This is a genomic window from Leisingera aquaemixtae (assembly GCF_006740765.1).
In the GTDB taxonomy this organism is placed as follows: Bacteria; Pseudomonadota; Alphaproteobacteria; order Rhodobacterales; family Rhodobacteraceae; genus Leisingera; species Leisingera aquaemixtae.
This window is the reverse complement of sequence record NZ_CP041159.1, coordinates 1,154,131-1,177,731: the sequence shown is the minus strand read 5'-3', so window position 1 is coordinate 1,177,731 and position 23,601 is coordinate 1,154,131. Positions and strand designations below refer to the sequence as shown.

The 23,601-nt window shown below is 65.2% G+C and carries 22 protein-coding genes and 3 tRNA genes; 17 read left to right on the top strand and 8 right to left on the bottom strand.

Going from position 1 to position 23,601, the window contains the following annotated elements; translation table 11 throughout:
* The first annotated feature begins 27 nt into the window (after nt 1–27).
* Nucleotides 28–103 (top strand) — tRNA-Ile (locus tag R2C4_RS07430).
* A gap of 258 nt (nt 104–361) precedes the next feature.
* Here the strand turns inward: R2C4_RS07430 and R2C4_RS07425 are convergent.
* Nucleotides 362–1,681, bottom strand: coding sequence for an ATP-binding protein (locus tag R2C4_RS07425; RefSeq protein WP_058288107.1), 1,320 nt, complete (start codon nt 1,679–1,681; stop codon nt 362–364).
* A gap of 84 nt (nt 1,682–1,765) precedes the next feature.
* Here R2C4_RS07425 and R2C4_RS07420 point away from each other — a divergent pair, with 84 nt between their 5' ends.
* The 3 genes from R2C4_RS07420 (at nt 1,766) to R2C4_RS07410 (ending at nt 3,179) form a co-directional block, all read left to right on the top strand.
* Nucleotides 1,766–2,683: an MBL fold metallo-hydrolase gene (locus tag R2C4_RS07420; RefSeq protein WP_141890151.1), complete on the top strand. Its 918-nt coding sequence runs from the start codon at nt 1,766–1,768 to the stop codon at nt 2,681–2,683.
* Nucleotides 2,684–2,751: 68 nt separating this feature from the next.
* Nucleotides 2,752–2,826, top strand: a tRNA-Asn gene (locus R2C4_RS07415).
* Between the two features lie 278 nt (nt 2,827–3,104).
* Nucleotides 3,105–3,179: transfer RNA gene (locus tag R2C4_RS07410), tRNA-Asn, on the top strand.
* 115 nt (nt 3,180–3,294) lie between these two features.
* On the opposite strand, the gene R2C4_RS07405 is transcribed toward R2C4_RS07410, so the two are convergent.
* Together R2C4_RS07405 and R2C4_RS07400 are read right to left on the bottom strand one after the other, a co-directional pair.
* Nucleotides 3,295–5,778: a PAS domain-containing hybrid sensor histidine kinase/response regulator gene (locus tag R2C4_RS07405; RefSeq protein ID WP_141890150.1), complete on the bottom strand. Its 2,484-nt coding sequence runs from the start codon at nt 5,776–5,778 to the stop codon at nt 3,295–3,297.
* 25 nt (nt 5,779–5,803) lie between these two features.
* Nucleotides 5,804–6,292 carry a putative pterin-binding protein gene (locus tag R2C4_RS07400; RefSeq protein ID WP_141892060.1) on the bottom strand — a complete coding sequence of 163 codons (489 nt, stop codon included), beginning with the start codon at nt 6,290–6,292 and terminating at the stop codon, nt 5,804–5,806.
* A gap of 322 nt (nt 6,293–6,614) precedes the next feature.
* Between R2C4_RS07400 and R2C4_RS07395 the strand changes: the two genes are divergently transcribed.
* Complete coding sequence (locus tag R2C4_RS07395) at nt 6,615–7,229, top strand: response regulator (RefSeq protein WP_058288103.1); 615 nt, start codon at nt 6,615–6,617, stop codon at nt 7,227–7,229.
* 28 nt (nt 7,230–7,257) lie between these two features.
* On the opposite strand, the gene R2C4_RS07390 is transcribed toward R2C4_RS07395, so the two are convergent.
* Nucleotides 7,258–8,487 carry a cytochrome P450 gene (locus R2C4_RS07390; RefSeq protein ID WP_141890149.1) on the bottom strand — a complete coding sequence of 410 codons (1,230 nt, stop codon included), beginning with the start codon at nt 8,485–8,487 and terminating at the stop codon, nt 7,258–7,260.
* 170 nt (nt 8,488–8,657) lie between these two features.
* Between R2C4_RS07390 and R2C4_RS07385 the strand changes: the two genes are divergently transcribed.
* The 3 genes from R2C4_RS07385 (at nt 8,658) to R2C4_RS07375 (ending at nt 9,819) form a co-directional block, all read left to right on the top strand.
* The gene (locus R2C4_RS07385; protein ID WP_058288101.1) at nt 8,658–9,005 is read left to right on the top strand and encodes a TfoX/Sxy family protein; all 348 of its coding nucleotides are present in this window, start codon (nt 8,658–8,660) and stop codon (nt 9,003–9,005) included.
* 129 nt (nt 9,006–9,134) lie between these two features.
* The gene (locus tag R2C4_RS07380; protein WP_008553983.1) at nt 9,135–9,305 is read left to right on the top strand and encodes a YqaE/Pmp3 family membrane protein; all 171 of its coding nucleotides are present in this window, start codon (nt 9,135–9,137) and stop codon (nt 9,303–9,305) included.
* Nucleotides 9,298–9,819, top strand: a complete 522-nt coding sequence (locus R2C4_RS07375; protein WP_141890148.1) for a DUF4112 domain-containing protein — start codon at nt 9,298–9,300, stop codon at nt 9,817–9,819. Before R2C4_RS07380 ends, R2C4_RS07375 begins: the two co-directional genes overlap by 8 nt.
* A gap of 62 nt (nt 9,820–9,881) precedes the next feature.
* Here the strand turns inward: R2C4_RS07375 and ndk are convergent, their stop codons facing one another.
* The gene (gene ndk / locus R2C4_RS07370) at nt 9,882–10,304 is read right to left on the bottom strand and encodes a nucleoside-diphosphate kinase (protein ID WP_008556653.1); all 423 of its coding nucleotides are present in this window, start codon (nt 10,302–10,304) and stop codon (nt 9,882–9,884) included.
* 200 nt (nt 10,305–10,504) lie between these two features.
* Here ndk and R2C4_RS07365 point away from each other — a divergent pair, with 200 nt between their 5' ends.
* The 4 genes from R2C4_RS07365 to R2C4_RS07350 all read left to right on the top strand — a co-directional run bounded on the left by R2C4_RS07365 (nt 10,505) and on the right by R2C4_RS07350 (nt 14,138).
* On the top strand, nt 10,505–12,361 hold the full coding sequence (locus R2C4_RS07365; RefSeq protein WP_141892059.1) for an ABC-F family ATP-binding cassette domain-containing protein: 1,857 nt from the start codon (nt 10,505–10,507) through the stop codon (nt 12,359–12,361).
* A complete protein-coding gene (locus tag R2C4_RS07360) occupies nt 12,358–12,978 on the top strand; it encodes a MarC family protein (RefSeq protein WP_058288099.1) in 621 nt (206 codons plus the stop codon). The genes R2C4_RS07365 and R2C4_RS07360 overlap by 4 nt, the downstream gene beginning before the upstream one ends.
* Nucleotides 12,979–13,022: 44 nt before the next feature.
* Nucleotides 13,023–13,604, top strand: coding sequence for a retropepsin-like aspartic protease family protein (locus R2C4_RS07355; protein ID WP_008556017.1), 582 nt, complete (start codon nt 13,023–13,025; stop codon nt 13,602–13,604).
* 117 nt (nt 13,605–13,721) lie between these two features.
* Nucleotides 13,722–14,138, top strand: a complete 417-nt coding sequence (locus R2C4_RS07350; RefSeq protein WP_141890147.1) for a globin domain-containing protein — start codon at nt 13,722–13,724, stop codon at nt 14,136–14,138.
* Nucleotides 14,139–14,157: 19 nt separating this feature from the next.
* Here the strand turns inward: R2C4_RS07350 and R2C4_RS07345 are convergent, their stop codons facing one another.
* The 3 genes from R2C4_RS07345 to R2C4_RS07335 form a co-directional block, all read right to left on the bottom strand.
* Nucleotides 14,158–14,709: a CHAP domain-containing protein gene (locus R2C4_RS07345; protein ID WP_141890146.1), complete on the bottom strand. Its 552-nt coding sequence runs from the start codon at nt 14,707–14,709 to the stop codon at nt 14,158–14,160.
* A 135-nt stretch (nt 14,710–14,844) separates the two neighbouring features.
* A complete protein-coding gene (locus R2C4_RS07340; protein WP_141890145.1) occupies nt 14,845–15,303 on the bottom strand; it encodes a DNA polymerase III subunit chi in 459 nt (152 codons plus the stop codon).
* Between the two features lie 6 nt (nt 15,304–15,309).
* A complete protein-coding gene (locus R2C4_RS07335) occupies nt 15,310–16,785 on the bottom strand; it encodes a leucyl aminopeptidase (RefSeq protein ID WP_141890144.1) in 1,476 nt (491 codons plus the stop codon).
* Nucleotides 16,786–16,987: 202 nt separating this feature from the next.
* On the opposite strand from R2C4_RS07335, the gene lptF reads away from it, so the two are divergent.
* The 5 genes from lptF to pdxA are packed head-to-tail and all read left to right on the top strand — an operon-like array spanning nt 16,988 to nt 23,582.
* Nucleotides 16,988–18,106, top strand: coding sequence for an LPS export ABC transporter permease LptF (gene lptF / locus R2C4_RS07330; protein WP_141890143.1), 1,119 nt, complete (start codon nt 16,988–16,990; stop codon nt 18,104–18,106).
* The gene (lptG, locus tag R2C4_RS07325; RefSeq protein WP_141890142.1) at nt 18,103–19,206 is read left to right on the top strand and encodes an LPS export ABC transporter permease LptG; all 1,104 of its coding nucleotides are present in this window, start codon (nt 18,103–18,105) and stop codon (nt 19,204–19,206) included. The genes lptF and lptG overlap by 4 nt, the downstream gene beginning before the upstream one ends.
* Nucleotides 19,190–21,370, top strand: a complete 2,181-nt coding sequence (locus R2C4_RS07320) for an LPS-assembly protein LptD (protein WP_208764531.1) — start codon at nt 19,190–19,192, stop codon at nt 21,368–21,370. The genes lptG and R2C4_RS07320 overlap by 17 nt, the downstream gene beginning before the upstream one ends.
* A complete protein-coding gene (locus R2C4_RS07315; protein ID WP_141890141.1) occupies nt 21,355–22,614 on the top strand; it encodes a peptidylprolyl isomerase in 1,260 nt (419 codons plus the stop codon). Before R2C4_RS07320 ends, R2C4_RS07315 begins: the two co-directional genes overlap by 16 nt.
* Nucleotides 22,611–23,582 (top strand): 4-hydroxythreonine-4-phosphate dehydrogenase PdxA, encoded by a 972-nt coding sequence (gene pdxA, locus R2C4_RS07310; RefSeq protein WP_141890140.1) that lies wholly within the window; start codon nt 22,611–22,613, stop codon nt 23,580–23,582. The genes R2C4_RS07315 and pdxA overlap by 4 nt, the downstream gene beginning before the upstream one ends.
* The last annotated feature ends 19 nt before the right edge of the window (nt 23,583–23,601 follow it).

Genomic DNA, 23,601 nt, shown 5'->3' with positions numbered 1-23,601 from the left:
GCCATTTTCTAACCACAGGACAATGGCGGGCCTGTAGCTCAACGGTTAGAGCAGAGCGCTCATAACGCTTTGGTTGCAGGTTCGAATCCTGCCGGGCCTACCAGATCATCCGCCACAGCACCTGACGCGGCCTGCAATCTCCGCGCGCCGGACCCAATCCCCCCGCTGCCGCACCCGCAGATGCACCCCGCGTGCGGCGTGATAGCTGTGAGATGCGCAGCCGGGCGTTCCAGACCGCGGCGGTAGCTGGTGAACGGTTCGGTCTGAGACACGGCAGGTCTTTCAACACCGTTTTGCGTCAGGACTGGCAGCCGCGGGGCACCAGGGATACCTCCAACAGGACGTCCCCCTGGCCGCCGGATCAGCGCGCGATGACGATATCGGCCTGCAAGCCGCCCAAGTCGGCGCTTTCCCCCAGCCGCAGCGTGCCGCCATGGGCGCGGGCAGTGTCCGCCACAATCGCCAGCCCAAGGCCGACACCCGAGCCGCGGTTCTGATTGCGGGCCGGATCCAGCCGGGTAAAGGGCCGGATCGCATCGCCGCGCTGCTCTGGCGGGATGCCGGGACCGTCATCTTCGACCCGGATGCGCAAGGACCGCTCTGTCAGCGCCACCGACACCCGCGCCCTGGTGCCATAGCGCACGGCATTGGAAATCAGGTTTTCCACCGCCCGGCGCACCGGCTGGCGCCGCAGCAGCACTTCGCCTGCTCCGCTCATCTCGCCCAATGCCACCTGGTTTTCCTGACGCTGCCAGTCGGCAATGATGGTGCGGACCAGGTCGTGGGGGTCCACCGGTTCCGGCTCACTCACCGCGGAACCGCGGGAAAAATCCAGGAACGCATCCAGCAGCGCCTGCATCTCGTCGACATCGCGCAGCATCGGCGCGGCGTCTTCCTCGTCCAGCATCGCCAGCTCCAGCTTCATCCGCGTCAGCGGCGTGCGCAGGTCATGGCTCACGCCGGACAGCATCAGCGTGCGCTGTTCGATCTGCCGCTCGATCCGGGCCCGCATATCCAGAAACGCGCTGCCGGCCGCGCGCACCTCTGTGGCGCCGCTGGGCGAGTACGGCACCACCCGCCCGCGGCCAAAGGCCTCTGCGGCATCGGCCAGCCGCTTGATCGGGCGCAGCTGGTTGCGCATGTACAGAAAGGAGATCAGCATCATCAGGAAGCCAAACAGCAGCATGGTGACAATCAGCTGATGCGGTGCCGCGGCGGTCAGGCGGCGGCGGTCAAAGCTCAGCTCGACCAGCCCGTGCGCGGTGCCGAAATAGACCAGCGCCCTGCGGTCCGCCGGAAACCGTGCCGCCAGGAACCCCGGGAAGGTTTTCTCCAGCTCGTCGCGCACCACCCGGCCGGAAAACTCGATCAGGCTGAACTGGTCCTTTGGGAGCGGCGCCCCGGGCGCCAGATACCGCGCCTGCATGTTCAGCGGCTGCAGCAGCGGCGCCATCTGTGCCAGCGCCGTCTCCTGATCCGGCGCCGCTTCCGCCACCTGCCGCAGCAGTTCCAGCTCGCGCTGGATGGTGGCGGTCATCTGCACGGTCACGTCCTCCAGATCCCGCTTGATGAACACAACCGAGACCACGATCTGCAGCGCCACGATCGGCACCACCAGGATCAGGGCCGCCCGGGCGTAAAGGCTGCGCGGCATATAACGTTTGAGCCAATTGAAGGACATGGGCTAAGCCTATAGGGCGCCAGGAAAAGAGAAAAGACGGTCCGGCGGCGCATCAGTGCAGGAAAACAACAGCGGTGCAAGACCATGAATTCAGCAGACGACTTTAATCCGCAGCCCGGCCGCGCCGTGGAGCTGGAGCCCGGCCTGCGCCGCATCCTTGCGCCGAATCCTTCTCCGATGACCTTTCGCGGCACCAATACCTATCTGATCGGCACCGGCAGCCTGGCCGTGATCGACCCGGGGCCGGAGTGCGCACCGCATCTGGAGGCGATTCTCGCCGCCGTCCAGCCCGGTCAGCGGATCACCCATATTGTCGTGACCCACAGCCATCTGGACCACTCCCCGCTGGCGCGCGGCCTGAGCCAGGCCACCGGCGCGCCGGTCTATGCCTTTGGCGGCGCGGGCGCGGGCCGCAGCGCCGTTATGTCCTGGCTGGCCGCCAGCGGGCTGGCCGAAGGCGGCGAAGGCATCGACACAGAGTTTGCCCCGGACATCACCGTCCGCGACAGCGACGTGATCGGCGGCGATGGCTGGGAACTGGAGGTGATTCACACGCCCGGCCACCTGGGCAACCATATTGCGCTGGCCTGGAATGATGCCTGCTTCACTGCGGATCACGTGATGGGCTGGGCCAGTTCGCTGGTGTCGCCGCCGGATGGCGACCTTACCGATTTCATGGACTCCTGCCGCCGCCTGCGCCAGCGCAGCTGGCGGGTGTTCCACCCCGGCCACGGCGCGCCGGTCACAGATCCCGCCGGGCGGCTCGACTGGCTGATTGCGCACCGCCAATCGCGCGAGGCTGCGATTCTGCAGGCGCTGGGGCAAGCCCCCGCCACCGCGCGCGCCCTGGCGGAGCAGATCTACACCGAAACCCCGCCTGCCCTGCTGAAGGCGGCGGAGCGCAACGTCTTTGCCCATCTCGTGGACCTCAGCGGCCGCGGCTTGGCAGCACCGCAGGAAACCCTGTCCGCCGCAGCCGTCTTTGCGCGGCGCGGCGGCTGATTTTTTTCAAAAAAATCCCTCCGCCCTCTGGACGCCCAATCAGCGGACCGCTATACGGCACGAACCGTTCCGGCGTAGCTCAGCGGTAGAGCAGTTGACTGTTAATCAATTGGTCGTAGGTTCGATCCCTACCGCCGGAGCCATTTTCAAAAACACCTGAAAACAGGTCTTTAGGCTGTTCAGCGCTGGTTCTTGCCTGTGCTTTCTGCCAGTGTATTCCGGCCCGCCACGGCCGGCTTGCCGCAGAGTCCAATCGCCAGCTCTGCCGCCGCCCCTGCCCCTTCTGCCGTCCCGAAGCGTCCGGATTTCCGCCCCGCGAAGGCCTGCATACCCGGCCGGAAAGCGGGCGCAAAAAAATCGCCCCAAAAGCAAATTTTCCTCTGGACGCCCCAGGTTGGAACTCTTATACGACGCCTCACATTCCGGCGTAGCTCAGCGGTAGAGCAGTTGACTGTTAATCAATTGGTCGTAGGTTCGATCCCTACCGCCGGAGCCAGATTTCCAGGGGTCAAAGCAGCGATGCTTTGTCCCCTTTTGGTTTAGCGCGGCCGCTTCGGCTTTTCTGCCCTTGCCCTTTCCCAGTGCCCCGCCAGGGTTTGCCGCCCCCCCTGTCACGAGGGCAGGTGCGGTGCCAGGATCATTTCGGCACTGGCCCAGGCCTGCTGGAAGAGTGCCAGCGGCGGATCCTCTCCCAGCTCTGCCTTTTCGATAGCCAGCATTGCGCGGCGCAGATCCGACAGCCCCAGCACCGCAGCCGAACCTGCCAGCCTGTGCGCCTCCTTGCGCTGCGGGTCCTCCAGCGCCGTGGAGGTCTGCAGCGTGTCCTGCAGCTGGGTCACCTCATCGCAGAACAACACCAGGAAACTGCGCGCCCGCTCCGCCCCCAGGGCCTCGAAGAACTGGTGGATGTCGGACTCGATTCTGGGCAGCGCCTTGACCCCGCCTCCAGCCCGGCGCGCAATCACATCGGCAAGCTCCGCCTTGTTGACCGGCTTGGTCAGCACTTCGGCAAAGCCAGCCTCCAGAATGCGGGCGTGATCCTCGGCCGCAGCATGGGCCGTCAGCGCAACGATATCGGTCCCTTCGGCAAACTGCCCGGCGCGGATCCGGCGCAGCGCCTCAATACCGTCCACCTCCGGCATGCTGATATCCATCAGAATCAGATCGAAGCGCCCCCCTTCGGCCGCCTCCACCGCCTCGGCACCGCCCGGCACCGCAGTAACTTGATGGCCCTCCTGGCTCAGCAGCGTCGCCAGCAGCTCGCGGTTGATGTCATTGTCCTCCGCGATCAGCAGACGGCAGGCGCCCTTGTTCCGCGGCTTGTCCTGTTCGGCCTGCAGCGGAGGCGCCTTGGCGGGGGGCAGCGCCAGCGAAATGGTGAACAGGCTGCCCTCGCCCGGCTCGCTCTCGCAGGTTATGGTGCCGCCCATCGCCTCCACCAGGCGCTTGGTGATCGCCAGCCCCAGGCCGGTGCCCTCGCTGCCGCGGCCATAGCTGGCGTCCAGCGTGATAAAGTCCTCAAAGATCCGGTCCAGATCCTCCGGCGCGATGCCCTGGCCAGTGTCTGCGACGCTGAATTCCACCGTTTCACCGTCGGGCAGACGCATCACGTCAACGCTGACAGCACCCTCTCTGGTGAATTTCAGGGCGTTGCCGATCAGGTTCAACAGCACCTGCTGAACGGCGCGGGGGCGGCCGGCGACCACCGGTTTCCCCCCCAGGCTGCAATGCAGCGACAGGTCGATTCCCTGGCCCTTGGCGCTGGCCTGCTGGCTCTCGACCAGGCCGCTCACCAGCTCATCCAGATCGAATATCCGAAGTTTTTCAGAATCGGCACCGGACTCCAGCCGCGACAGCTCCAGCACGTCATTGACGTGATGCAGCAGCAATTCGCCGGAAACCCGCATGGCCCGCAGATAGCGGCGCTGCTCCTGTGTCAGCCCGGTGCCCTCAATCAGGTCGATGGCCCCCAGAACCCCGGTCAGCGGCGTGCGCATCTCATGACTCATGACCGTCAAAAGGTTGTGCTTGGCCCGCTCGCCCGCCAAGGCGTCATCCCGCGCCCGCCGCAGTTCTTCTTCCACCTCGATCCGCTCCGAAATGTCGCGCAGGAAGCTGACAAACACCATTTCGGAACCGGACTGACTGACCGAAACGGACAGCTCCACCGGGAACAGCTCGCCGGATTTGCGCCGCGCCTCCAGCTGCAGCCGCCCCTTGCCTGCAACCCGCGTCTCACCGGTTCGCAAAAAGCGCCTCATGCCGGCCTTATGCGCCTCCTGCAAATGGTCCGGTACGATCAGGTTAACCATCGGCTGGCCGACCGCCTCATCGCGGCTGTAGCCAAAGACCGATTCCGCCGCACCGTTAAAGGCCTGGATCCGCCCGTCGGCGCCGACCACCAGGATCGCGTCCAGCGAGGAGGCAATCATCGCCTCCATCTGCGCCGCAGCCCGGCTGCGTTCGATCGCCATCTCACGCCCCTTGCGGTACAGCCGCCCAAGCAGCAGCGCCGCCAGCGCCAGCGCCAGCACCAAAGCCAGGACCACCCAGCCCAGCCGGTAAAGGATGGTGAAAAGCTGCAGCCGCTTGTCCTTGGTATCGTCCACCTGCAGGACAACCCCGAACAACGCCAGCTCGCGCACGTCCTTGCTGTTTGCGTTCAGTTCCGCCGCCAGTTCCAGCAAACCGTTCAAAAGCGCCTGATCGCCGCTGTCCACTACGGCCGCCATCCGATCCAGACGGTCCTGCATCTGCTGCAACAGGCCCGCCCCGCCCTGGCTGCTGCGCAGGTCCTCGAACAGCGGGCTTTCGCGGAAGGTCGCGATCCGGCTGTAGTAAATGTCAAACTGGCGCCGCAGCCGGGGCAGATCCTCAGCCTTGCGCGCCGTCAGCACCGCGGTCTGCAGCTTCAGATGCTCCACCTCGGCCTGGGACAGGTTCCATTGCATGTTGTCGGTGGCCGCGGTCGACAGCTTGTCCAGCTCCTGCAGAACCTGATGGCCCAGCCGCACCGACTGCGCCGCCAGCGCCGCAGCGACGGCCAGCACCAGGGCCAGAACCCAGCGCGGCACAGAGGGAAACCCGTGAAGCATCAGCTGCCGGCCCCCTGCCCGCCGGTCACGGCCGGATCACGATGCGGTCCAGCTGCCAGATGCTGCGCGAATAGACCTCCTCCGTCCGGTAGTCGGGATTGCTGTCGTAGGGGTAAACCACCCACAGCGGCCCCTTGTTGCGCAGCGACATTTCCGCGCCATTGCGTTCAAAGGCGACAATCGGGCCGCCCACAACCGCGTCGGAAACCGGGATTTCGACCGAGTAGTTGTTCACCGCATGCGCCACCAGCTGACCGCCGCTGACCCCCATCCGCTCCATCAGAACAGTCAGCGGCACGCCGGTGAACTGCTGCGGACCGGTGGTCCAGATGGTCTCCGTCTCAAAGGTGACGGGATCAAGCGCGCGCAGATCCGCGATCGTGTACTGCGCCGAAGGCTCAGCCGCGCCTTCCATGCGCACCGACAGCAGCACCTTCGGCTCTTCGCCCGCAAAAACGGCGGCGGCACAGGTTATGACCACCATCGCAGCCAGCGCCGCGGCCCGTGACATCATCCCTCTCATTTCCAGCTCTCCTCAGTTCAGCAACATACTGCCCGGAAACATGCCACACCGGCGCGGCCCGGAAACCGGCACCAGAGGATAGGGTCCTGACCTTCCGTATAGGGTGCCCAGACGCAAGCATAGCGCGAGCACCCTAATGTTGCCTTACCAGCCGCCGCCGGGCCGGGTTACTATCAATAATATTCCGGCAATCGCACAGGAGCGGCAGCAGATGTCCTATTACCACGCAGGCACGCAATCCCAGGTTGACAATTTCGAAACACTTGTGGCTGTAGATTGGGACCGTGAGTTGCAGAACAGGTCCAGGGGCATCATGCGTATTTTGCTGGCAGACGATCACGACATGGTGCGGGAAACGATCTCCGCCTACCTCAGATCCGAGGGCGGTGCCGAGGTGGCGCTGGCCACCGATCTGCCCGGCGCGATTGAGCAGATTTCCGGCGAGGGGCCGTTTGATCTGGTGCTGCTCGACTACAACATGCCGGGAATGATGGGACTAGACGGGCTGGCCAAGGCGCTGGCGGCCAATGGCGGCAAGGGCGTGGCCATTCTGTCGGGCAGCGCGCCCGCCCGCACCGCGCAGGAGGCGCTGGATGCCGGCGCCATCGGCTTCATCCCCAAAACGATGGGCGCGCAATCGCTGCTGAACGCGGTGCGTTTCATGAGCGCCGGCGAAATCTACGTGCCGGTCGACCTGATGCGCGAGGAGGCCGCGGCCAGCACCCACCCCCTCGCCAAAAAGCTCAGCCCGCGGGAGCTGGAAGTGCTGAACGGCCTGTCTAAAGGGTTGTCGAACAAGGAAATCGCCCGCGATCTGGACCTGCAGGAGGTCACCATCAAGCTGCATGTGCGCACCCTGTGCCGCAAGCTGGACGCCAAGAACCGCACCCAGGCAGCGCTCTGCGCCAAGGAGGCCGGGCTGTTCTGATCCAAGCCCCCGGCCCTGCGCCGGTTTGTCAGCGCAATCTGGCCGGCAGCGCCGCATAGCCCCGGAACCGGATCCGCCCGCCGGGCACCCGACCGGGCAGCAAGCGGTAGTCCGGGAAGCGGCACAGGAACCGTTCGATTGCGATCCTCCCCTCCAGCCGCGCCAGCGTCAGCCCGACGCAGACATGCGGCCCGCCGGCAAAGGCAAGATGCCGGTTGGGGCTTCGGGCAATATCGAACACTTCCGGGTTCTCAAACACCTCAGGGTCCCGGTTGGCAGCGCCGATCACCAGATGCAGATTGGTGCCCGCGGGCACCCGGTGGCCGCCGATCTCCACCTCCGCGGTGGTCTCCCGATTGCCCAGCTGGTTGGGGGAGCGGAACCGCAGCATTTCCTCAATCGCGGGTTTGATCAGCTCCGGCGCCTCCAGAAGCCGCCGCTTCTGTTCAGGATAATCATGCAGCAGCGCCAGCCCGTTGCCGATCAGGTTGGTGGTGGTTTCATGGCCTGCGTTCAGGATGAAGATGCAGTTCTGGATCAGCTCGACCTCACTCAAGCCGCCCTCGGCCCCCTCGCCGCGGATCAGCCGCGTCAGCACATCCGTTTCGATATCGCCGGGGCTGGTCCGGCGCCGGGCAATCAGGCCGCTGAGATACGCCTTGAACTCCTCCACCGCCCGGTGCCCTGCGGCCAGCTGTTCGGCACTCAGCACAGGCTCCAGCGCGCCCAGAATGGCCAGCGACCAGTCGCGAAGCGGGCCGCGCTCCGCCATCGGCACATCCAGCAGGTTGCCGATGATCTGGATCGGGATCGACGCGGCGAAATCCTCGATCAGGTCCGCCTCGTTCCGGTCCGCCATCGTGTCCAGCAGGTGATCCACCGTTGCGATCAGCCCCGGCTCCATCTGCGCGATCGCCCGCGGCGTCAGCGCCGAGGTCATGATCTTGCGCACCCGTGTGTGCAGAGGCGGGTCGGAGAACACCAGTGAGGTTGTGTGATGCTCAAACAGCGGCGAGCCTGCGCCGTACTTCGGGGCAAACACCTTTTTCTTGTCCGAGGAGAACAACGTGGTGTCGCGGTAAATCCGGTCAAGGTCGGCATGCCGGCAGATCAGCAGCGAGCCGTCCGGCTGCGGCAGAACCGGAGCGTCGCGCAGCAAGGCATCGTAAAAGGGAAACGGATCGTCCGTAAATCCGTCTGGCGGGTTCGCCAGATCAAAACCCTCCGCATTCACAGATATTTGCCGCCGTTCCTTCATCGCCGCTCTCCCGCCGGTTCCGATTGCCCTGCCCGCAAGGCTTTCCGCCGGATATGCGACTGTCAATCCGGCAGTGCGGCAAAAGACCCAGCGTCAGGCCGCGCTTGGGCGGTTAACGAACACACCGTTTCCAGCGTGACACCGGCGCCCTTAGGGGCTAGAAACAAATCATGAACACAGCCATTTCTTCCATCCGCAACCTTGGCCCCGCTTATGAGGAAGCCTGCCGCCGGGCCGGTATCACCTCAGCCGAAGACTTGCGCGCCATCGGTGCCGACGCGGCCTATGCCCGGCTGCTGCAGACCGGCACCCGGCCGCATTTCATCGGCTATTACGTTCTGGTGATGGCACTGCAGGGGCGCCCCTGGAATGATTGCAAGGGCAAGGAAAAGGAGGAGCTGCGCCAGCGCTTTGACGCGATCAAGGCCGACGCCCGGCCGCAGCACAGCACGAAACTGCTGGCAGAACTGGACGCGATCGGCGTGCGCGCTGCGCCCGCGGATCTGAAGCCCCTGTAAGCACCGCCGCCCGTCCGCGCCAGCGGTCAAAGCGGCGGCACCGGTCCGCCGTTCTGGCCCCTCATGCAACTTTTTCCCGGGTTCAGCCGTTAACCATGCAGAAACGAGTGCAACAGAAGGAGTACCGGCATGGACCTGATCCGCATCATTTTCGCAGTACTGCTGCCCCCGCTTGGCGTTTTTCTCCAGGTCGGTCTTGGCAAACACTTCTGGCTGAACATTCTGCTGACCCTGCTGGGCTACATCCCCGGCATCGTGCACGCGGTCTGGGTCATTGCAAGGACACCGAGTCATGCCTGATCTGCCGCACCACCATGAGCAAAAGCTGCAATCGCTGGAGCGTCTGGCGCAGCGCATGGACCGGGCGTTCCGCATTCCGGGCATCGGCCTGAGGGTCGGCTGGGACAGCATCGCGGGCCTTGTGCCTGGCATCGGCGACGCCCTGTCGCTGGCGCCCGCCGGTTACATCCTGTACTCGGGCTACCAGCTGGGCGCCTCCGCCGGCACGCTGGCCCGGATGGCGGCAAACACGGGCATCGACGCCCTCATCGGCTCCGTGCCGCTGGTGGGCGACCTGTTCGACATTGCCTGGAAATCCAACACCCGCAACACAGAGCTGCTGCGCCGCCACCTGGAGGATACCGCCTCACGGGGTGAGCCCCTGCCCAAGCGGCTCGGGCGCCGGGCATTCTCGAAACTGACCGCGCCGCGCGAGTTCGGCCGCTCGCTGTCTTACGCCAGGAACAGACCCGGCCCGCAGCAGAAACAGCCCGGCATACGGCAGCATCCGCTGAACCGGTTCCTTGACCCATGAAAAAAGGGCTGCAAGCCTTTAAGCTGCAGCCCCTTCAGATTTCAATCCGGTGAACCGGTTGATCAGCCGACCAGCTCGATGCCGGAGAAGAAGTAGGCGATTTCCACAGCTGCGGTTTCCGGAGCGTCGGAGCCGTGCACGGAGTTCTCGCCAACCGATTCAGCGAATTCGGCGCGGATGGTGCCGGCGGCTGCGTCTGCCGGGTTGGTGGCGCCCATCACTTCGCGGTTCTTGGCAATGGCGTTTTCGCCTTCCAGGACCTGCACAACCACCGGAGCGGAGGACATGAACTCGCACAGTTCGTCGTAGAACGGACGCTCGGCGTGCACTTCGTAGAATTTGCCTGCCTGTTCCTTGGTCATGTGGATGCGCTTCTGCGCCACGATGCGCAGGCCGGCTTCTTCAAACTTGGCGTTGATCTTGCCGGTCAGGTTGCGGCGGGTTGCATCGGGCTTGATGATCGAGAAAGTGCGTTCCAGAGCCATTTGGCATTCTCCTGATTGATGGGCCGCAGGGCGTATCCCCGGGCCGGAAACTCCGCGCGCCGCGTAACATGGCTGGAGGCGCTTGGAAAGACGTTTTCAGACCGCGCGCAAGCGCGTGCGCCCCCCGCAGCGGTAATTTCAGCCAGAGGAACGCGGCAGGCCGATTGACAGCCCCCGGCACCTGCGCCACACCGCTGATCATGTTACGTATTCAGGACATCACCTATTCGGTCGAAGGCCGCCCGCTGATTGACAGCGCATCCGCCACCATTCCCACCGGGCATAAGGTCGGCCTGGTCGGGCGCAACGGCACCGGCAAGACCACCCTGTTCCGGCTGATCCGGGGCGAACTGGCGCTGGAGGGCGGCAGTATCTCCCTGCCCTCCAAGGCGCGCATCGGCGGTGTCGCGCAGGAGGTGCCCTCGTCCGACGTGTCGCTGACCGACACGGTGCTGGCCGCCGACACTGAACGCGCCGCCCTGCTGGCCGAGGCTGACAGTGCCAGCGACCCCGCGCGGATTGCCGAGATCCAGACCCGCTTGTCCGACATCGACGCCTGGTCGGCAGAGGCACGCGCGGCCTCGATCCTCAAGGGTCTGGGTTTTGACGACGCGGACCAGAAACGCCCCTGCTCCGATTTCTCCGGCGGCTGGCGGATGCGCGTGGCGCTGGCGGCGGTGCTGTTTGCCCAGCCCGATCTGCTGCTCTTGGACGAGCCGACCAACTATCTCGACCTCGAAGGTGCGCTGTGGCTGGAAAGCTACTTGGCGAGATACCCCCACACCGTTCTGATCGTCAGCCACGACCGCGGACTGCTGAACCGGGCGGTGGGCGCCATCCTGCATCTGGAGGACAAGAAGCTCACCCTGTATCAGGGCAACTACGACACCTTTGCAGAGACCCGCGCGGCCCGTCTGGCGGTCGCCGAAGCCGAGGCCAAGAAACAGGAGGCGCGGCGCGCCCATCTGCAAAGCTTCGTCGACCGCTTCCGCTATAAAGCATCGAAAGCGGTGCAAGCGCAGTCGCGGCTCAAGATGATCGCGAAGATGAAGCCGATCACCTCCCCGCAAGAGGCAGCCCTGCGCGCCTTCACCTTCCCGGAGCCCGAGGAAATGTCCCCGCCGATCATCCAGATCGAGGGAGGCGTCACCGGTTATGGCGGAACGGAAGTGCTGAAGCGGCTGAACCTGCGCATCGACCAAGACGACCGCATCGCGCTGTTGGGCAAGAACGGCCAGGGCAAGTCGACGCTGTCGAAGCTGCTGGCGGACCGGCTGCCGCTGATGGCGGGCAAGATGACCCGCTCCTCCAAGCTGCGCATCGGCTATTTCGCCCAGCACCAGGTGGATGAGCTTTATGTCGATGAGACCCCGCTGGACCACCTGCGCCGCCTGCGCCCGGATGAGGCGCCTGCGAAATGGCGCGCCCGGCTGGCGGGGTTCGGCCTCGCCGCGGCCCAGGCGGAGACAGAGGTCGGGCGGCTGTCCGGCGGCCAGAAAGCGCGGCTCAGCCTGCTGATCGCAACCATCGACGCGCCGCATATGCTGATCCTTGACGAGCCGACCAACCACCTCGACATCGAAAGCCGCGAGGCACTGGTGGAGGCGCTCACCGCTTATTCCGGTGCCGTGATCCTGGTCAGCCACGACATGCATCTGCTGAGCCTTGTGGCGGACCGTCTGTGGCTGGTGTCGGACGGCACGGTGAACCCCTATGACGGCGACCTGGAAAGCTACCGCGCGCTGCTGCTGGCGCGGGAAAAGCCCGCTGCCAAAACCGGTGCGCCAAAGCCCGCCAAGCCCAAGCGCGCCTCCCGCGATGTGCTGATTGCGCTGCGGGCGGACGTGCGCAAGTCCGAGGCGCGGGTGGAAAAGCTCAGCGAAATGCGCGAAAAGCTTGATGAAAAGCTCGCCGACCCAACCCTGTACGAACCGGGCAAGGCTGCGGACATGGCGGTCTGGCAGAAAAAACACGCTGAATGCATCGAGGCGCTGGAGCGGGCCGAAGGCCTGTGGATGGACGCGCTGGAGAAACTGGAGCAAGCCGAAGCGCAATGATCGACACCGCATTCCTTATTACCGCCTTTGTGACCCTGTTTGTCATTGTCGACCCGATCGGCCTGACGCCTGTGTTCCTGGCCCTGACCCAGGGCATGTCCACCGCGCAGCGGCGCACCATCGCGATCCGCGCTACGATCGTCGCGGCAATCCTGCTGGCGCTGTTTGCCGCGCTGGGGGAGGCGGTGCTGGGCTTCATCGGCATCTCCATGCCCGCCTTCCGCATCGCGGGCGGCGTGCTGTTGTTCCTGACGGCGCTGGACATGCTGTTCGAACGCCGCAACAAACGGCGCGAGGACCGCAGCGAAGAGGATGAGTTTGACGACCCGTCGGTCTTTCCGCTGGCAATCCCGCTGATGGCCGGGCCCGGCTCGATTGCCACGGTGATCCTGCTGACCGGCCAGCAGCCCGGCTTTACCGGCTTTGCCATGGTCATGGCCACGGTGCTGGCGGTGCTGGCGATCCTTCTGGTGATGTGCCTGTTTTCCGGCCTGTTTGAGCGGCTTCTGGGCAAGACCGGCATCACCGTCGTGACCCGTCTGCTGGGGATGCTGCTGGCGGCCCTGTCGGTGCAGTTTGTGCTCGACGGTCTGCGTGCCTTCGGCTTTGCCGGCTAGCATACCGCCCTGGCCCGCCTACATTCTGTTCAGGAGGTGCGTAAATGGGCGACTATGAGATCGGGCGGTTCATCTATCTGGCGATCCTGCTGGTGGCGGTTGGCTCTTGGGTCTTCGTGCAAAATCGCCAAAGCCTGGGCAAAACGCTGCAGATGTTCGCCGTCTGGGGCTTCATTTTCTTGGGCGTAATCGCCTCTTACGGGCTTTGGCAGGACATCCGCCAGACCGTGCGCCCGCAGCAGAACGTGGCGGTGGATGGCGGCCGGGTTGAGGTGCCGCGCGCGCCCGACGGGCACTACTACCTGACACTGGACGTGAACGGCACTCCGATCGAGTTTCTGGTGGACACCGGCGCCAGCCAGGTTGTGCTGAACGAAAGCGACGCCCGGCGGGCCGGGATTGATACCGGAAACCTCGCCTATCTCGGCCGCGCCCAAACCGCCAATGGCGAAGTGCGCACCGCCTCTGTCTGGATTGATGAAATGTCGCTGGGCGGCATAACCGACACCGGCGTGCGTGTCTGGGTCAACAAGGGGGCGCTTGACCAGTCACTGCTTGGGATGGGCTACCTGCAGCGCTGGTCCAGCATCGAGATCCGCAATGGCGCCCTGGTCCTGACGCGGTAACCGCTGCCGGCAGCAGAGCTCCGCAATTCAGGTTATTGAGCCGGATCAAGGAATTCCGGCTCAATTGCTCCTAAGCTGGGTGGCGACTGACACACCAGAAAGGAGCTTGATATCCCCGTGACAGATGCAGAACTGAAACAACTGACAGAAAGCTACAGCAAGCTGAAGGACGAGGCCGTCAGGGATCCCGCGTTTTTCTATGACGCGCTGTTCCGGCACGCGCCTGAGCTGCGGCAGCTTTTCCGGGAGGATCTGGAAGGCCAGGGCATGAAGTTCATGACAACGCTGGGCGTCATTCTTGCCAAGCTAGGCGATGAATCCGCCGTCGACCCGCACTTTCAGGAACTCGGCAAAAGACACGCAAGCCTCGGCGTCCACACCTCCCATTTTGCCCCGATGGAGGAAGCACTGGTCGACTCCCTGCGCAACGCGCTGGGAGAAGAGTTCACCCCCGAGCTTGAAGCGCTGTGGCGCAGGGCCTTTGAGGAGATTTCCGCCCGGATGATCCAGCGCGGCGGCATTCAGAACAGCTGACAGCTGCTCTCCTTATGCCTCACCCGGCGCCGGGCTGCGGCGAGATGAAGCCAAGGATGGGGTACACGCGCCCGAAAGCGCCCGGATTGCTTTCCAGCCGCACAGCGGACCAGTCATTGGCGGCCGACACATCTATCACCGCCATGCCCAGCGACACCTTGTTGCGGTGCCAATTGGCATGATTGACCTCGATCCGGCGGGAATCTTCGACCTTGGACACCACCGCAACATGGCCCAGCGGGTTTGAGCGGGTCGCCTGAAAGGCCATCACCGCGCCGGGCTGCGGCTGCTTCCCGCGGCTGAACTGACCATTGGCCTGTGACCACCAGGTCTTGGCATTGCCGTAAATCTCGATGCCGCTGGCGTTGCGCGCAAACGGTACGCACCACACCCGCTTGCCCTTGGACCGCAGGGAGCGGACTTCCTGAACCGCAAAGTCTAGACGCTCGGCGTCGACCTCGGCCCGGCCGACAGACCCGCCCTGGGGAGCGCCGCAATTTGCCAGCACCAGCAGTGCCGCCCCAACAACAGGCAGCAGCCGCGGCCGCAGAAACACACGCTTCGAAATCATCTGTCCCCCCAATGTCTGGATCTTTTGACGGGGAGGATTAATGCGCGAACCGCAGTCGCGCGAGCATTTCCTGCACAATTGAAATAAAACTGACGGGAACTGGCGGAAACCTGCCGATCTGCGGGGCGGGGCAGCCTATTTTTCTGCCTTCTTTTCCCAGCGCCCGCTTTCCTCGGACCAGTACTGGGCAGAGCAGCCGGCGTCTGTCAGGCTTTTCCACTGGGTGCGGGCGTGCTGCACGGCCTCCGGATCGGTGCCGTCAAACAGGATGCAGACCCGCTGCAGCGCCTGCACCTCTTCCGCGGTGACGGCGGCGCCATCCACAGCCATCACGCAATCGGGTGAATTGGCGGCCTCCGGCCCTGCCGTCAGCAGGACCGGCTGCAGTACATCATAGGGGCCGCCCGCCAGGCCGTGGGCAGGGAAGCTTTCCTCCGGCCCCTGCCACAAACGGTCATCCAGCCAGGCCATGCGTTCGGGGTCGCGCCCGCGCACCGCAATGCGCCAGCCCGCCCCGCGCGCCTTGTCCAGAAGGACCGGCAAGGTCTCCTCCAGCGGCCTGCGGGTCAGATGATAGAAATAGGCAGCCCCCATAAGTGTTTATTCCGCCTCGAACTTATCCGCGACCAAGCGGTTCAGCGCCATCACGCCCCAGCCGGTGGCGCCTTTGGGCGCGTAAGCGGTATCCGTCTTCACCGAGGCGACTCCCGCAATGTCCAGATGAATCCAGGGCATGCCGTCCTTGATGAAGCGCTGAAGGAACTGCGCGGCGGTGATCGAGCCCGCGGGCCGCCCGCCGACGTTCTTCATGTCGGCGATGCGCGATTTCAGCTGCTCGTCATAGGCCTTGCCCAAGGGCATCCGCCAGGCGCCCTCATCCTCGGCACCGGCGGCCTTGAGAAAGGCATTGCAAAGGCCGTCGTCGTTGGAGAACACGCCGGCATTCTCATGCCCCAAACCGATGATGATGGCACCGGTCAGCGTCGCCAGATCAATGACGCCCGCTGGCTTGAACCGCTCCTGCGCGTACCACAGCACATCACACAGCACCAAACGGCCTTCGGCGTCGGTGTTGATGATCTCCACCGTGTCGCCCTTCATCGACTTCACCACATCACCGGGGCGGATGGCGTTGCCCGACGGCATGTTCTCCACCAGCCCGACGAGGCCCACCACATTGGCCTTGGCCTTGCGCAGCGCCAGCGCCTTCATGGTCCCGGTCACGACACCCGCGCCGCCCATGTCCATGGTCATCTCTTCCATGCCGGCCGCGGGCTTCAGGGAAATGCCGCCGGTGTCGAACACCACGCCCTTGCCGACCAGCGCCAGCGGCGCGGCATCCTTGGCGCCGCCCTTCCAGTGCATCACCGCCACCTTGGAGGGGCTGTCGGACCCCTGCCCGACGCTCAACAGCGTGCGCATGCCCAGCTTCTCCAGATCCGCTTCTTCCAGGATCTCGACCTCCAGGCCGATCCCCTTCATCTCCTCAATGCGGCGGGCGAATTCCGTGGTGGTCAGCACATTGGCCGGCTCATTGATCAAATCGCGGGTCATGTGAACGCCCTCGGCCACCGCCAGCAGCGGCGCGCAGGCGGCTTCCAGCTCCGAAGGCGCCTTGCAGGCGATCACCACCTCGCCCTTTGGCTTGTCGTCTTTCGGCGATTTGTGATTGTCGAACTCATAGTCCCGCAGCGCAATGCCCTGGGTCAGATCGGCGGCCTTGTTCATGCCGCCAGCCATCACCGTCAGACGCTTGCCCGCGGCCCCTTTGGCCAGATTGGCGCCTGCCTTGCGCGCCTCCACCGGCGTCAGCTTGCGCGGCAGCACCAGCACGTCCATCGCCTCCGCCTGCATCCCCGCAGGCCAGCTCACAGAGATCACGTCGCCGGACTTCGCCTTCTTGAACCCCTCGGACCCGATCAGCCGGGCGATGGCGCCTTTGCTGAGACGGTTGGCGCTGCGCGCCGCCTGATCCATGCTGCCCTCCGGCGTGACCATCACCGCCACGCGGCCGGTCATCTCTGCCAGCGCTTTGGGGTCGTATTCGGCAAAACGGATCGGGGTAAGACTGCTCATTTGTTGCGAACTCCTGCTGGTATCACCTGATTGTTGGCTCAAGAGGTATCCTGCGCAGCGGCGCTTGGCCAGACCCGGCCGTTCAGTCCGGTTATCTGCAATCCGCCGCCGATCCTGCTGCCTTGCGAGAATGCAGTTTTCCCCGCCAATCAAATCCACTAAGGTCCGGGAAAATAACAACGGCAAGGTCTGGGGGGATCGGGTGTCACGCTACGACAGATATGTGCTGTCACAGTATCTGCTCTTCTTCGGCTTCTTTGCCCTGATTCTGGTGGCCGTGTTCTGGGTCAACCGGGCGGTTGTGCTGTTTGACACGCTGATCGGCAACGGGCAGTCGGCCCTGGTGTTCCTGGAATTCACCGCGCTCACCCTGCCGAACCTGATCCGCATGGTGCTGCCGATCGCCACCTTCGGCGCCGCGGTCTGGGTCACCAACAGGCTGAACAGCGAGAGCGAGCTGACCGTGCTGCGCGCCACCGGCACCAGCCCCTGGCAGATGGCCAGGCCTGCGCTGGCCTTTGGCATCATCACAGCGCTGATGATGTCGGCGCTGACCCATTACCTGCTGCCCGCCTCGATCAACCAGCTGGAAGAGCGCGAGAGCGAGGTGTCCCGCAACATCACCGCCAAGCTGCTGAGCGAGGGGGACTTCCTGCATCCCGCCGAAGGCGTCACCTTCTACATCCGCCAGATTGACCCCGACGGCACCCTGAACGACGTGTTCCTGTCGGACCGCCGCGACCCGGCGGTAACCGTCACCTATACCGGCGCCCGCGCCTTTCTGGTGCGCGACGAAGGCAGCGCGCATCTGATCATGGTAGAGGGCATGGCGCAGCGGCTGGACCACAAGACGCAGCGGATGTCGACCACGTTCTTTTCTGATTTCTCATACGATATCAGCACCCTGGCGCGCAAAGCTGAGAACCCGGCCCGCAACATCCGCGCCATCCCCAGCCTGGAGCTGATGACCAGCGCAGAGACTGTGACCCGCACTGACGGCTATTCCGCCGGCGCCCAGGCGGAGGAGCTGCACCTGCGCTTTGCCCGCGCGCTGGTGTGCGTGGCGGTGGCCCTGATCGGATTTTCGGCGCTGATGCTGGGCACGTTCTCCCGCTTCGGCGTCTGGCGGCAGGCCTTCCTGGCCTTTGTCGTGCTGATCTTTGTCGAAGGCTTGCGCGGCGTGGTGTCGGAACCGGTGCTGGACAACCCCGGTCTGTGGCCGCTGATCTACCTGCCCACCCTGCTGGGTCTGGCCGTGGCGCTGATCTTCCTGATCCTGGCCTCCCGGCCCAAGCGCATCCGGCAGGAGGCTTCCGCATGAAGCTGGATCTCTATTACGCGCGCCGCTTCCTGCAATGGTTCCTGGTGATCTGCGCGGTTCTGATGACGCTGGTCATTCTGATCGATCTGAACGAGCAGATCCGCCGCTTCGAAGGGGCCAGCCTCGGCCTGCCGCAGCTGGTTGGCCTCAGCCTGCTGAACATCCCGGCCGCGCTCAGTGAGTTCCTGCCGCTGATCATGATCCTGACCACCATCGTGCTGTTTGTCGGCCTGGCCCGCAGCAGCGAACTGGTGGTGACCCGCGCCATTGGCCGCTCCGGCATCCGGGCGCTGGCGGCGCCGGTGCTGGCGGCGGCCGGGATCGGGGTTCTGGCGGTCACCATGCTGAACCCGATCGCGGCGGCCACTGCCAACCGTTACCAGGATCTGGCCGAAACCTATCACAATGGCGGCCCCTCTGCGCTGTCGCTCAGCGGCGAGGGCCTGTGGCTGCGCCAGGGCGGCGCCCGCGGCCAGTCGGTCATTCACGCCAAGGGCTACAGCGGCGATGCCGCCGACATCACCCTTCATGACGTGTCGATCCATGCCTACAGCAACGCCGGCGGACCGGTGCGCCGCATTATCGCCGAGAGCGCCCGGCTGGATGGCAGCAACTGGATCCTGACCAATGCCAAATCCTGGCCACTGACGGCCGGCATCAACCCGGAAGCCGGCGCCGCTTCGCATGACGAACTGCAGCTGCCGACGACGCTGACCACCGACCGCATCCGCGACACGCTGGGCACCGCCAGCGGTATTTCGATCTACGACCTGCCCGCCACCATCCGCGAGCTGTCTGCCGCGGGCTTCACCACCAAGCGCTATGAAGTGCGCTATCAGGCAGAGCTGGCACGGCCGCTGTTTCTGATCGCCATGGTGCTGGTCGGTGCCTCCTTCACCATGCGGCACGCCCGCTTTGGCGGCACCGGCCTGGCCGTGCTGATGGCAGTACTGCTGGGATTCGGGCTTTATTTCATCCGCAATTTCGCGCAAATCCTTGGCGAGAACGGGCAAATCCCGGTGGCCCTGGCCGCCTGGGCGCCGCCCGCTGCTGCAATATTGTTGACCTTGGGACTGCTTCTCCATGCCGAAGACGGGTAACCTGCGCCGGGCGCTGCTTCTTTCCGCCGTGCTGCCGTGGCTGGCGCTGACAGCCCCTGCCCTGCAGGCGCAGACCGCGGCGCCGCCCGATCCGGCGCAGCCTGCGATGCTGGTGGCAGATCAGGTCTTCATCACCCCGGACCGCACCCTGGTCGCCGAAGGCAACGTCGAGGCGTTCCAGGGCAATATCCGCCTGCGCGCCCGCAAGATCACCTTTGACCAAACCAACGGCACGCTGCAGATCGAAGGCCCGATCCGGATCGACCAGAATGGCGGCATCACCATCCTGGCCAATGCTGCCGAGCTGGACCGGGACCTGCGCAACGGCCTGCTGACCGGCGCCCGCATGGTGTTTCAGCAGCAGCTGCAGTTAGCCTCGCTGCAGATGACACGGGTCAGCGGCCGCTACACCCAGCTCTATAAAACCGCCGTCACCTCCTGCCATGTCTGCGACGACGGCCGCCCGCCGCTCTGGCAGATCCGGGCTGAGCGGGTGATCCACGACCAGCAGGAACGCCAGCTGTATTTCGAAAGTGCCCAGCTCAGGGTGCTGGATGTGCCGGTGTTCTACTTCCCGGCGATCCGCCTGCCGGATCCCTCGCTGGAACGCGCCAGCGGGTTCCTGGTGCCCTCGGTGCGCTCCACCTCGAACCTGGGCACCGGGATCAAGGTGCCGTATTTCTTCACGCTGGGTCCGCACCGCGATTTGACGCTGGCCCCTTATATCTCCTCCAGTACCCAGACGCTGGATATGCGCTACCGCCAGGCGTTCCGCCGCGGCAGGATCGAATTCAACGCCGCCTATACCCGCGACGACCTGTTCTCCGGTGAGGACCGCGGTTATATCTTCGGCGAGGGCCAGTTCGACTTGCCGCGCGATTTCCGCTTCACCTTCGACGTCAAGGCGGTCTCGGACGACGCCTATGTCGCGGACTACGGCCTGCCCGATCTGGACCGCCTGCGGTCCGAGGCGGTGCTGACCCGGTCCAAGCGCGACAGCCTGTTCCGCACCTCGTTCACCCATTACAAGACCCTGCGCGACAGCGAGGAGCAGAGCGATATCCCCTCCGGCATCGCCGAGGCCTTTTACCAGACCCGCTATTTCCCGGCCCTCACCGGCGGCGAGCTGCGGCTGACGCTGCAGGGCCACGGCCACCACCGCAGTTCCAGCATCGAAGGCACCGCCACCGACAGCAACGGCCGCGACCTGTCCCGGCTGACCGCTGACGTCGACTGGCGCCGCAGCTGGCGCCTGGGCTACGGCATCCTCGCGGAATGGGAAATCGGTGCCGCCGGCGACGCCTTCCGCGCCTACGACGACGCTGTCTTCACCGAAGAAGTCACCCGCCTCACCCCGCGCAGCGCGCTTACCCTGCGCCTGCCGATGATCCGCCGCGAAGCCGGCGGCGCCAGCCAGTACCTGGAGCCGATCCTGCAGCTGGGCTGGCGCGACGAGGGCGGCGGCAACGTGGTCAGCGAGGAAAGCCGCTTTGTCGAATTCGACCAGGGCAACCTGCTGTCGCTGTCGCGCTTCCCTGCAAACGACGCCCGCGAAGACGGGCTGACCCTGGTCTACGGCGCCAACTGGGCCCGCTATGCGCCCACCGGCTGGCAGGCCTACGCCACCGCGGGCCAAGTGCTGCGCAGCGACGGTGACGACCGCTTCACCAAAAGCTCGGGCCTGGGCGGCAGCACATCGGATATCCTGCTGGCGGGCCAGATCAAATACGGCGACAGCCTGGCGATCTCCACCCGCGGCCTGCTGAACGGTTCCCTCAACTTCTCCAAGGCGGAGCTCCGCGGTGAATGGCACAACAGCCGCTCCAGCCTTGCCGGCACCTACCTGTGGCTGGGCACCGACCCGGATGAAGACCGGGACGAGGAAAGCTCGGAACTGTGGGTGGACGGACGCTACGACATCAACCCCAACTGGTCTGCCAGTGCCCGGCTGCGGTATGACATCGCCGGCGCCCAGGCCACCCGCGCTGGCCTTGGCGTGGCCTACAGCAACGAATGCGTGACGGTCGACGTTTCGGTCAACCGACGCTATACCTCCACAACAAGTGTTGAGCCGACCACGGATTTCGGCTTTACCATCTCGCTGAGCGGATTTTCCGTAAAAAGCGGCAGCAAACAGTACAGGCGGTCATGCAGCAAGACGTGAATACCCGGTTCCCGGCTCCCTTCCTTTCCCGTGCTCTCAGAACTGCGGCCGCGCTGGCGCTGGCCGCAGGGCTCGCCTGGAGCGGCCTGCCCGCGGGCGCACAGAACCTTTTTGCCCCGGCCATCACCGTGAATGATCAGGTCATCACCCGGTATGAGCTGGAACAGCGCGCCCGGTTTCAGGCCGCGCTGCGGGTTCCGGGCGATCCGCTGGAAACCGCCCGCGAGGAGCTGATCAATGACCGGCTCAAGCTGATGGTGCTGAAGCAGGCCGGAATTGAGCTGAGCGAAGAAGACATCACCGCCGGCATGGAAGAACTGGCCGGGCGCGCCAACCTGTCGCTCAACGAGTTTCTGACCGTGTTGCAGCAGCAGGGCGTTGCGCCGCAGACACTGCGCGATTTCACCAAGGTCGGGCTTGGCTGGCGCGAATACACCCGCGCCCGTTTCCTGTCCCGCGCCCGGCCCACGCCAGAGGAAATCGACCGCGCCATGGGCACAGCCGGCACCGGCAGCGTCCAAGTTCTGCTGAGCGAATTCATCGTGCCGCTCAACGACCAGAACGCCGCCCAGGTCGAAGAGCTGGTGGAGCAGGTCGCCAAGCTCAAGGGCTACGACAGCTTCTCTGCCGCCGCCGCCCAGTATTCGGCGGCAGGCAGCCGCGGCGATGGCGGCCGCCTGCCTTGGATGCCGCTGACCAAGCTGCCGCCGCAGCTGCAAGAGGTTGTGCTGGCGCTGCAGCCGGGCGAAGTGTCCGAGCCGCTGCCGCTGCAGGGCGCGGTGGCGCTGTTCCAGATGCGCGGCCTGCGCGAGGTGGAGGGCGCCGCCCCGCGCTTCTCCGCCATTGAATATGCCACCTATTTCCTGCCCGGCGGGCGCACGCCCGAAGCTCTGGCCGCCGCGCAGCAGGTGGTGAACAGCGTCGACACCTGCGAGGACTTCTATGGCCTGGCGCAAGGGCAGGATCCGTCTGTTCTGGCGGTCGAAAGCCTGCCGCCCGCGGAGATCCCCAGCGATATCGCGCTGGAGCTGGCCAAGCTGGACCCGGGCGAGACCTCCACCGCGCTGACGCGCAACAACGGCCAGACTCTGATGGTGCTGATGCTTTGCGGCCGCACCGCCGACCTTGGCGAGGGCGCGAACCGCGAAACGGTGGCGAATGCGCTTACGGGGCAGCGGTTGACTTCGCTGGTCGACAGCTACCTGGAGCAGCTGCGCGCGGATGCGCGGATCGACATCAAATGAACCGGCCCGGGCCCATTGCGCTCAGCTGCGGCGAGCCCGCAGGCATCGGCCCGGAAATCGCCGTCAAGGCCTGGGACGCCCTGCGCGCCGCTTGCCCGTTCTTCTGGATCGGCGACCCGCGCCACCTGCCCGCCGGCACTCCGGTTCGGGAAATCACCGCCCCGGCAGAGGCCGCAGCCGCCTGCGCAGACCGCTTTCCGGTGCTGCCGCTAACCTTTGGCGGCAATACCGTGAAGGGCACCGTCGACCCGGCCAACGCGGCCGGTGTGATCCAGTCCATCGAAACCGCCGTCCGGCTGGTCCAGCAGGGTGAGGCCTCCGCGGTCTGCACCGCTCCCATCCACAAGAAGGCGCTGATCGACGGCGCAGGCTTTGCCTACCCCGGACATACCGAATTTCTTGCCGCCCTCGCAGGCCGCGACCGCGTGGTGATGATGCTGGCCAGCGAACAGCTGCGGGTGGTGCCTGCCACCATCCACATCGCGCTTGCGGACGTGCCCAAGGTGCTGACCCCGGGCCTGTTGCGCGAAACCATCGAAATCACCGCCGCCGGGCTGCGCGATCAGTTCGGCATCGCGTCCCCCCGCATCGCCGTCGCGGGACTGAACCCGCACGCGGGCGAAGGCGGCGCCATGGGGACCGAGGAGCTGGACTGGATCAACGGCCTGATCAGCGGGATGCAGGACGAGGGGCTGGCGGTCACCGGCCCGCACCCGGCCGACACCATGTTCCACGCCGCCGCCCGCGCCCGCTATGACGCAGCGGTCTGCATGTACCACGACCAGGCGCTGATCCCGATCAAGACGCTGGACTTCGACCGCGGCGTCAACGTGACCCTGGGCCTGCCCTTCATTCGCACCTCGCCCGACCACGGCACCGCCTTCGACATCGCAGGCACCGGCCAGGCCAGCCCGGCCAGCCTGATCGAAGCCCTGAAGCTGGCGCAGCGCATGGCCGCCAGCCCTTGATTCTTCTTCTGGCGGGAAA

Bases quoted from the DNA above. Each gene is read 5' to 3' on its own strand.
- R2C4_RS07425 (WP_058288107.1), bottom strand. From the start codon at position 1,681: ATGTCCTTCAATTGGCTCAAACGTTATATGCCGCGCAGCCTTTACGCC.
- R2C4_RS07420 (WP_141890151.1), top strand. From the start codon at position 1,766: ATGAATTCAGCAGACGACTTTAATCCGCAGCCCGGCCGCGCCGTGGAG.
- R2C4_RS07405 (WP_141890150.1), bottom strand. From the start codon at position 5,778: ATGCTTCACGGGTTTCCCTCTGTGCCGCGCTGGGTTCTGGCCCTGGTG.
- R2C4_RS07400 (WP_141892060.1), bottom strand. From the start codon at position 6,292: ATGATGTCACGGGCCGCGGCGCTGGCTGCGATGGTGGTCATAACCTGT.
- R2C4_RS07395 (WP_058288103.1), top strand. From the start codon at position 6,615: ATGCGTATTTTGCTGGCAGACGATCACGACATGGTGCGGGAAACGATC.
- R2C4_RS07390 (WP_141890149.1), bottom strand. From the start codon at position 8,487: ATGAAGGAACGGCGGCAAATATCTGTGAATGCGGAGGGTTTTGATCTG.
- R2C4_RS07385 (WP_058288101.1), top strand. From the start codon at position 8,658: ATGAACACAGCCATTTCTTCCATCCGCAACCTTGGCCCCGCTTATGAG.
- R2C4_RS07380 (WP_008553983.1), top strand. From the start codon at position 9,135: ATGGACCTGATCCGCATCATTTTCGCAGTACTGCTGCCCCCGCTTGGC.
- R2C4_RS07375 (WP_141890148.1), top strand. From the start codon at position 9,298: ATGCCTGATCTGCCGCACCACCATGAGCAAAAGCTGCAATCGCTGGAG.
- ndk (WP_008556653.1), bottom strand. From the start codon at position 10,304: ATGGCTCTGGAACGCACTTTCTCGATCATCAAGCCCGATGCAACCCGC.
- R2C4_RS07365 (WP_141892059.1), top strand. From the start codon at position 10,505: ATGTTACGTATTCAGGACATCACCTATTCGGTCGAAGGCCGCCCGCTG.
- R2C4_RS07360 (WP_058288099.1), top strand. From the start codon at position 12,358: ATGATCGACACCGCATTCCTTATTACCGCCTTTGTGACCCTGTTTGTC.
- R2C4_RS07355 (WP_008556017.1), top strand. From the start codon at position 13,023: ATGGGCGACTATGAGATCGGGCGGTTCATCTATCTGGCGATCCTGCTG.
- R2C4_RS07345 (WP_141890146.1), bottom strand. From the start codon at position 14,709: ATGATTTCGAAGCGTGTGTTTCTGCGGCCGCGGCTGCTGCCTGTTGTT.
- R2C4_RS07340 (WP_141890145.1), bottom strand. From the start codon at position 15,303: ATGGGGGCTGCCTATTTCTATCATCTGACCCGCAGGCCGCTGGAGGAG.
- R2C4_RS07335 (WP_141890144.1), bottom strand. From the start codon at position 16,785: ATGAGCAGTCTTACCCCGATCCGTTTTGCCGAATACGACCCCAAAGCG.
- lptG (WP_141890142.1), top strand. From the start codon at position 18,103: ATGAAGCTGGATCTCTATTACGCGCGCCGCTTCCTGCAATGGTTCCTG.
- R2C4_RS07320 (WP_208764531.1), top strand. From the start codon at position 19,190: ATGCCGAAGACGGGTAACCTGCGCCGGGCGCTGCTTCTTTCCGCCGTG.
- R2C4_RS07315 (WP_141890141.1), top strand. From the start codon at position 21,355: ATGCAGCAAGACGTGAATACCCGGTTCCCGGCTCCCTTCCTTTCCCGT.
- pdxA (WP_141890140.1), top strand. From the start codon at position 22,611: ATGAACCGGCCCGGGCCCATTGCGCTCAGCTGCGGCGAGCCCGCAGGC.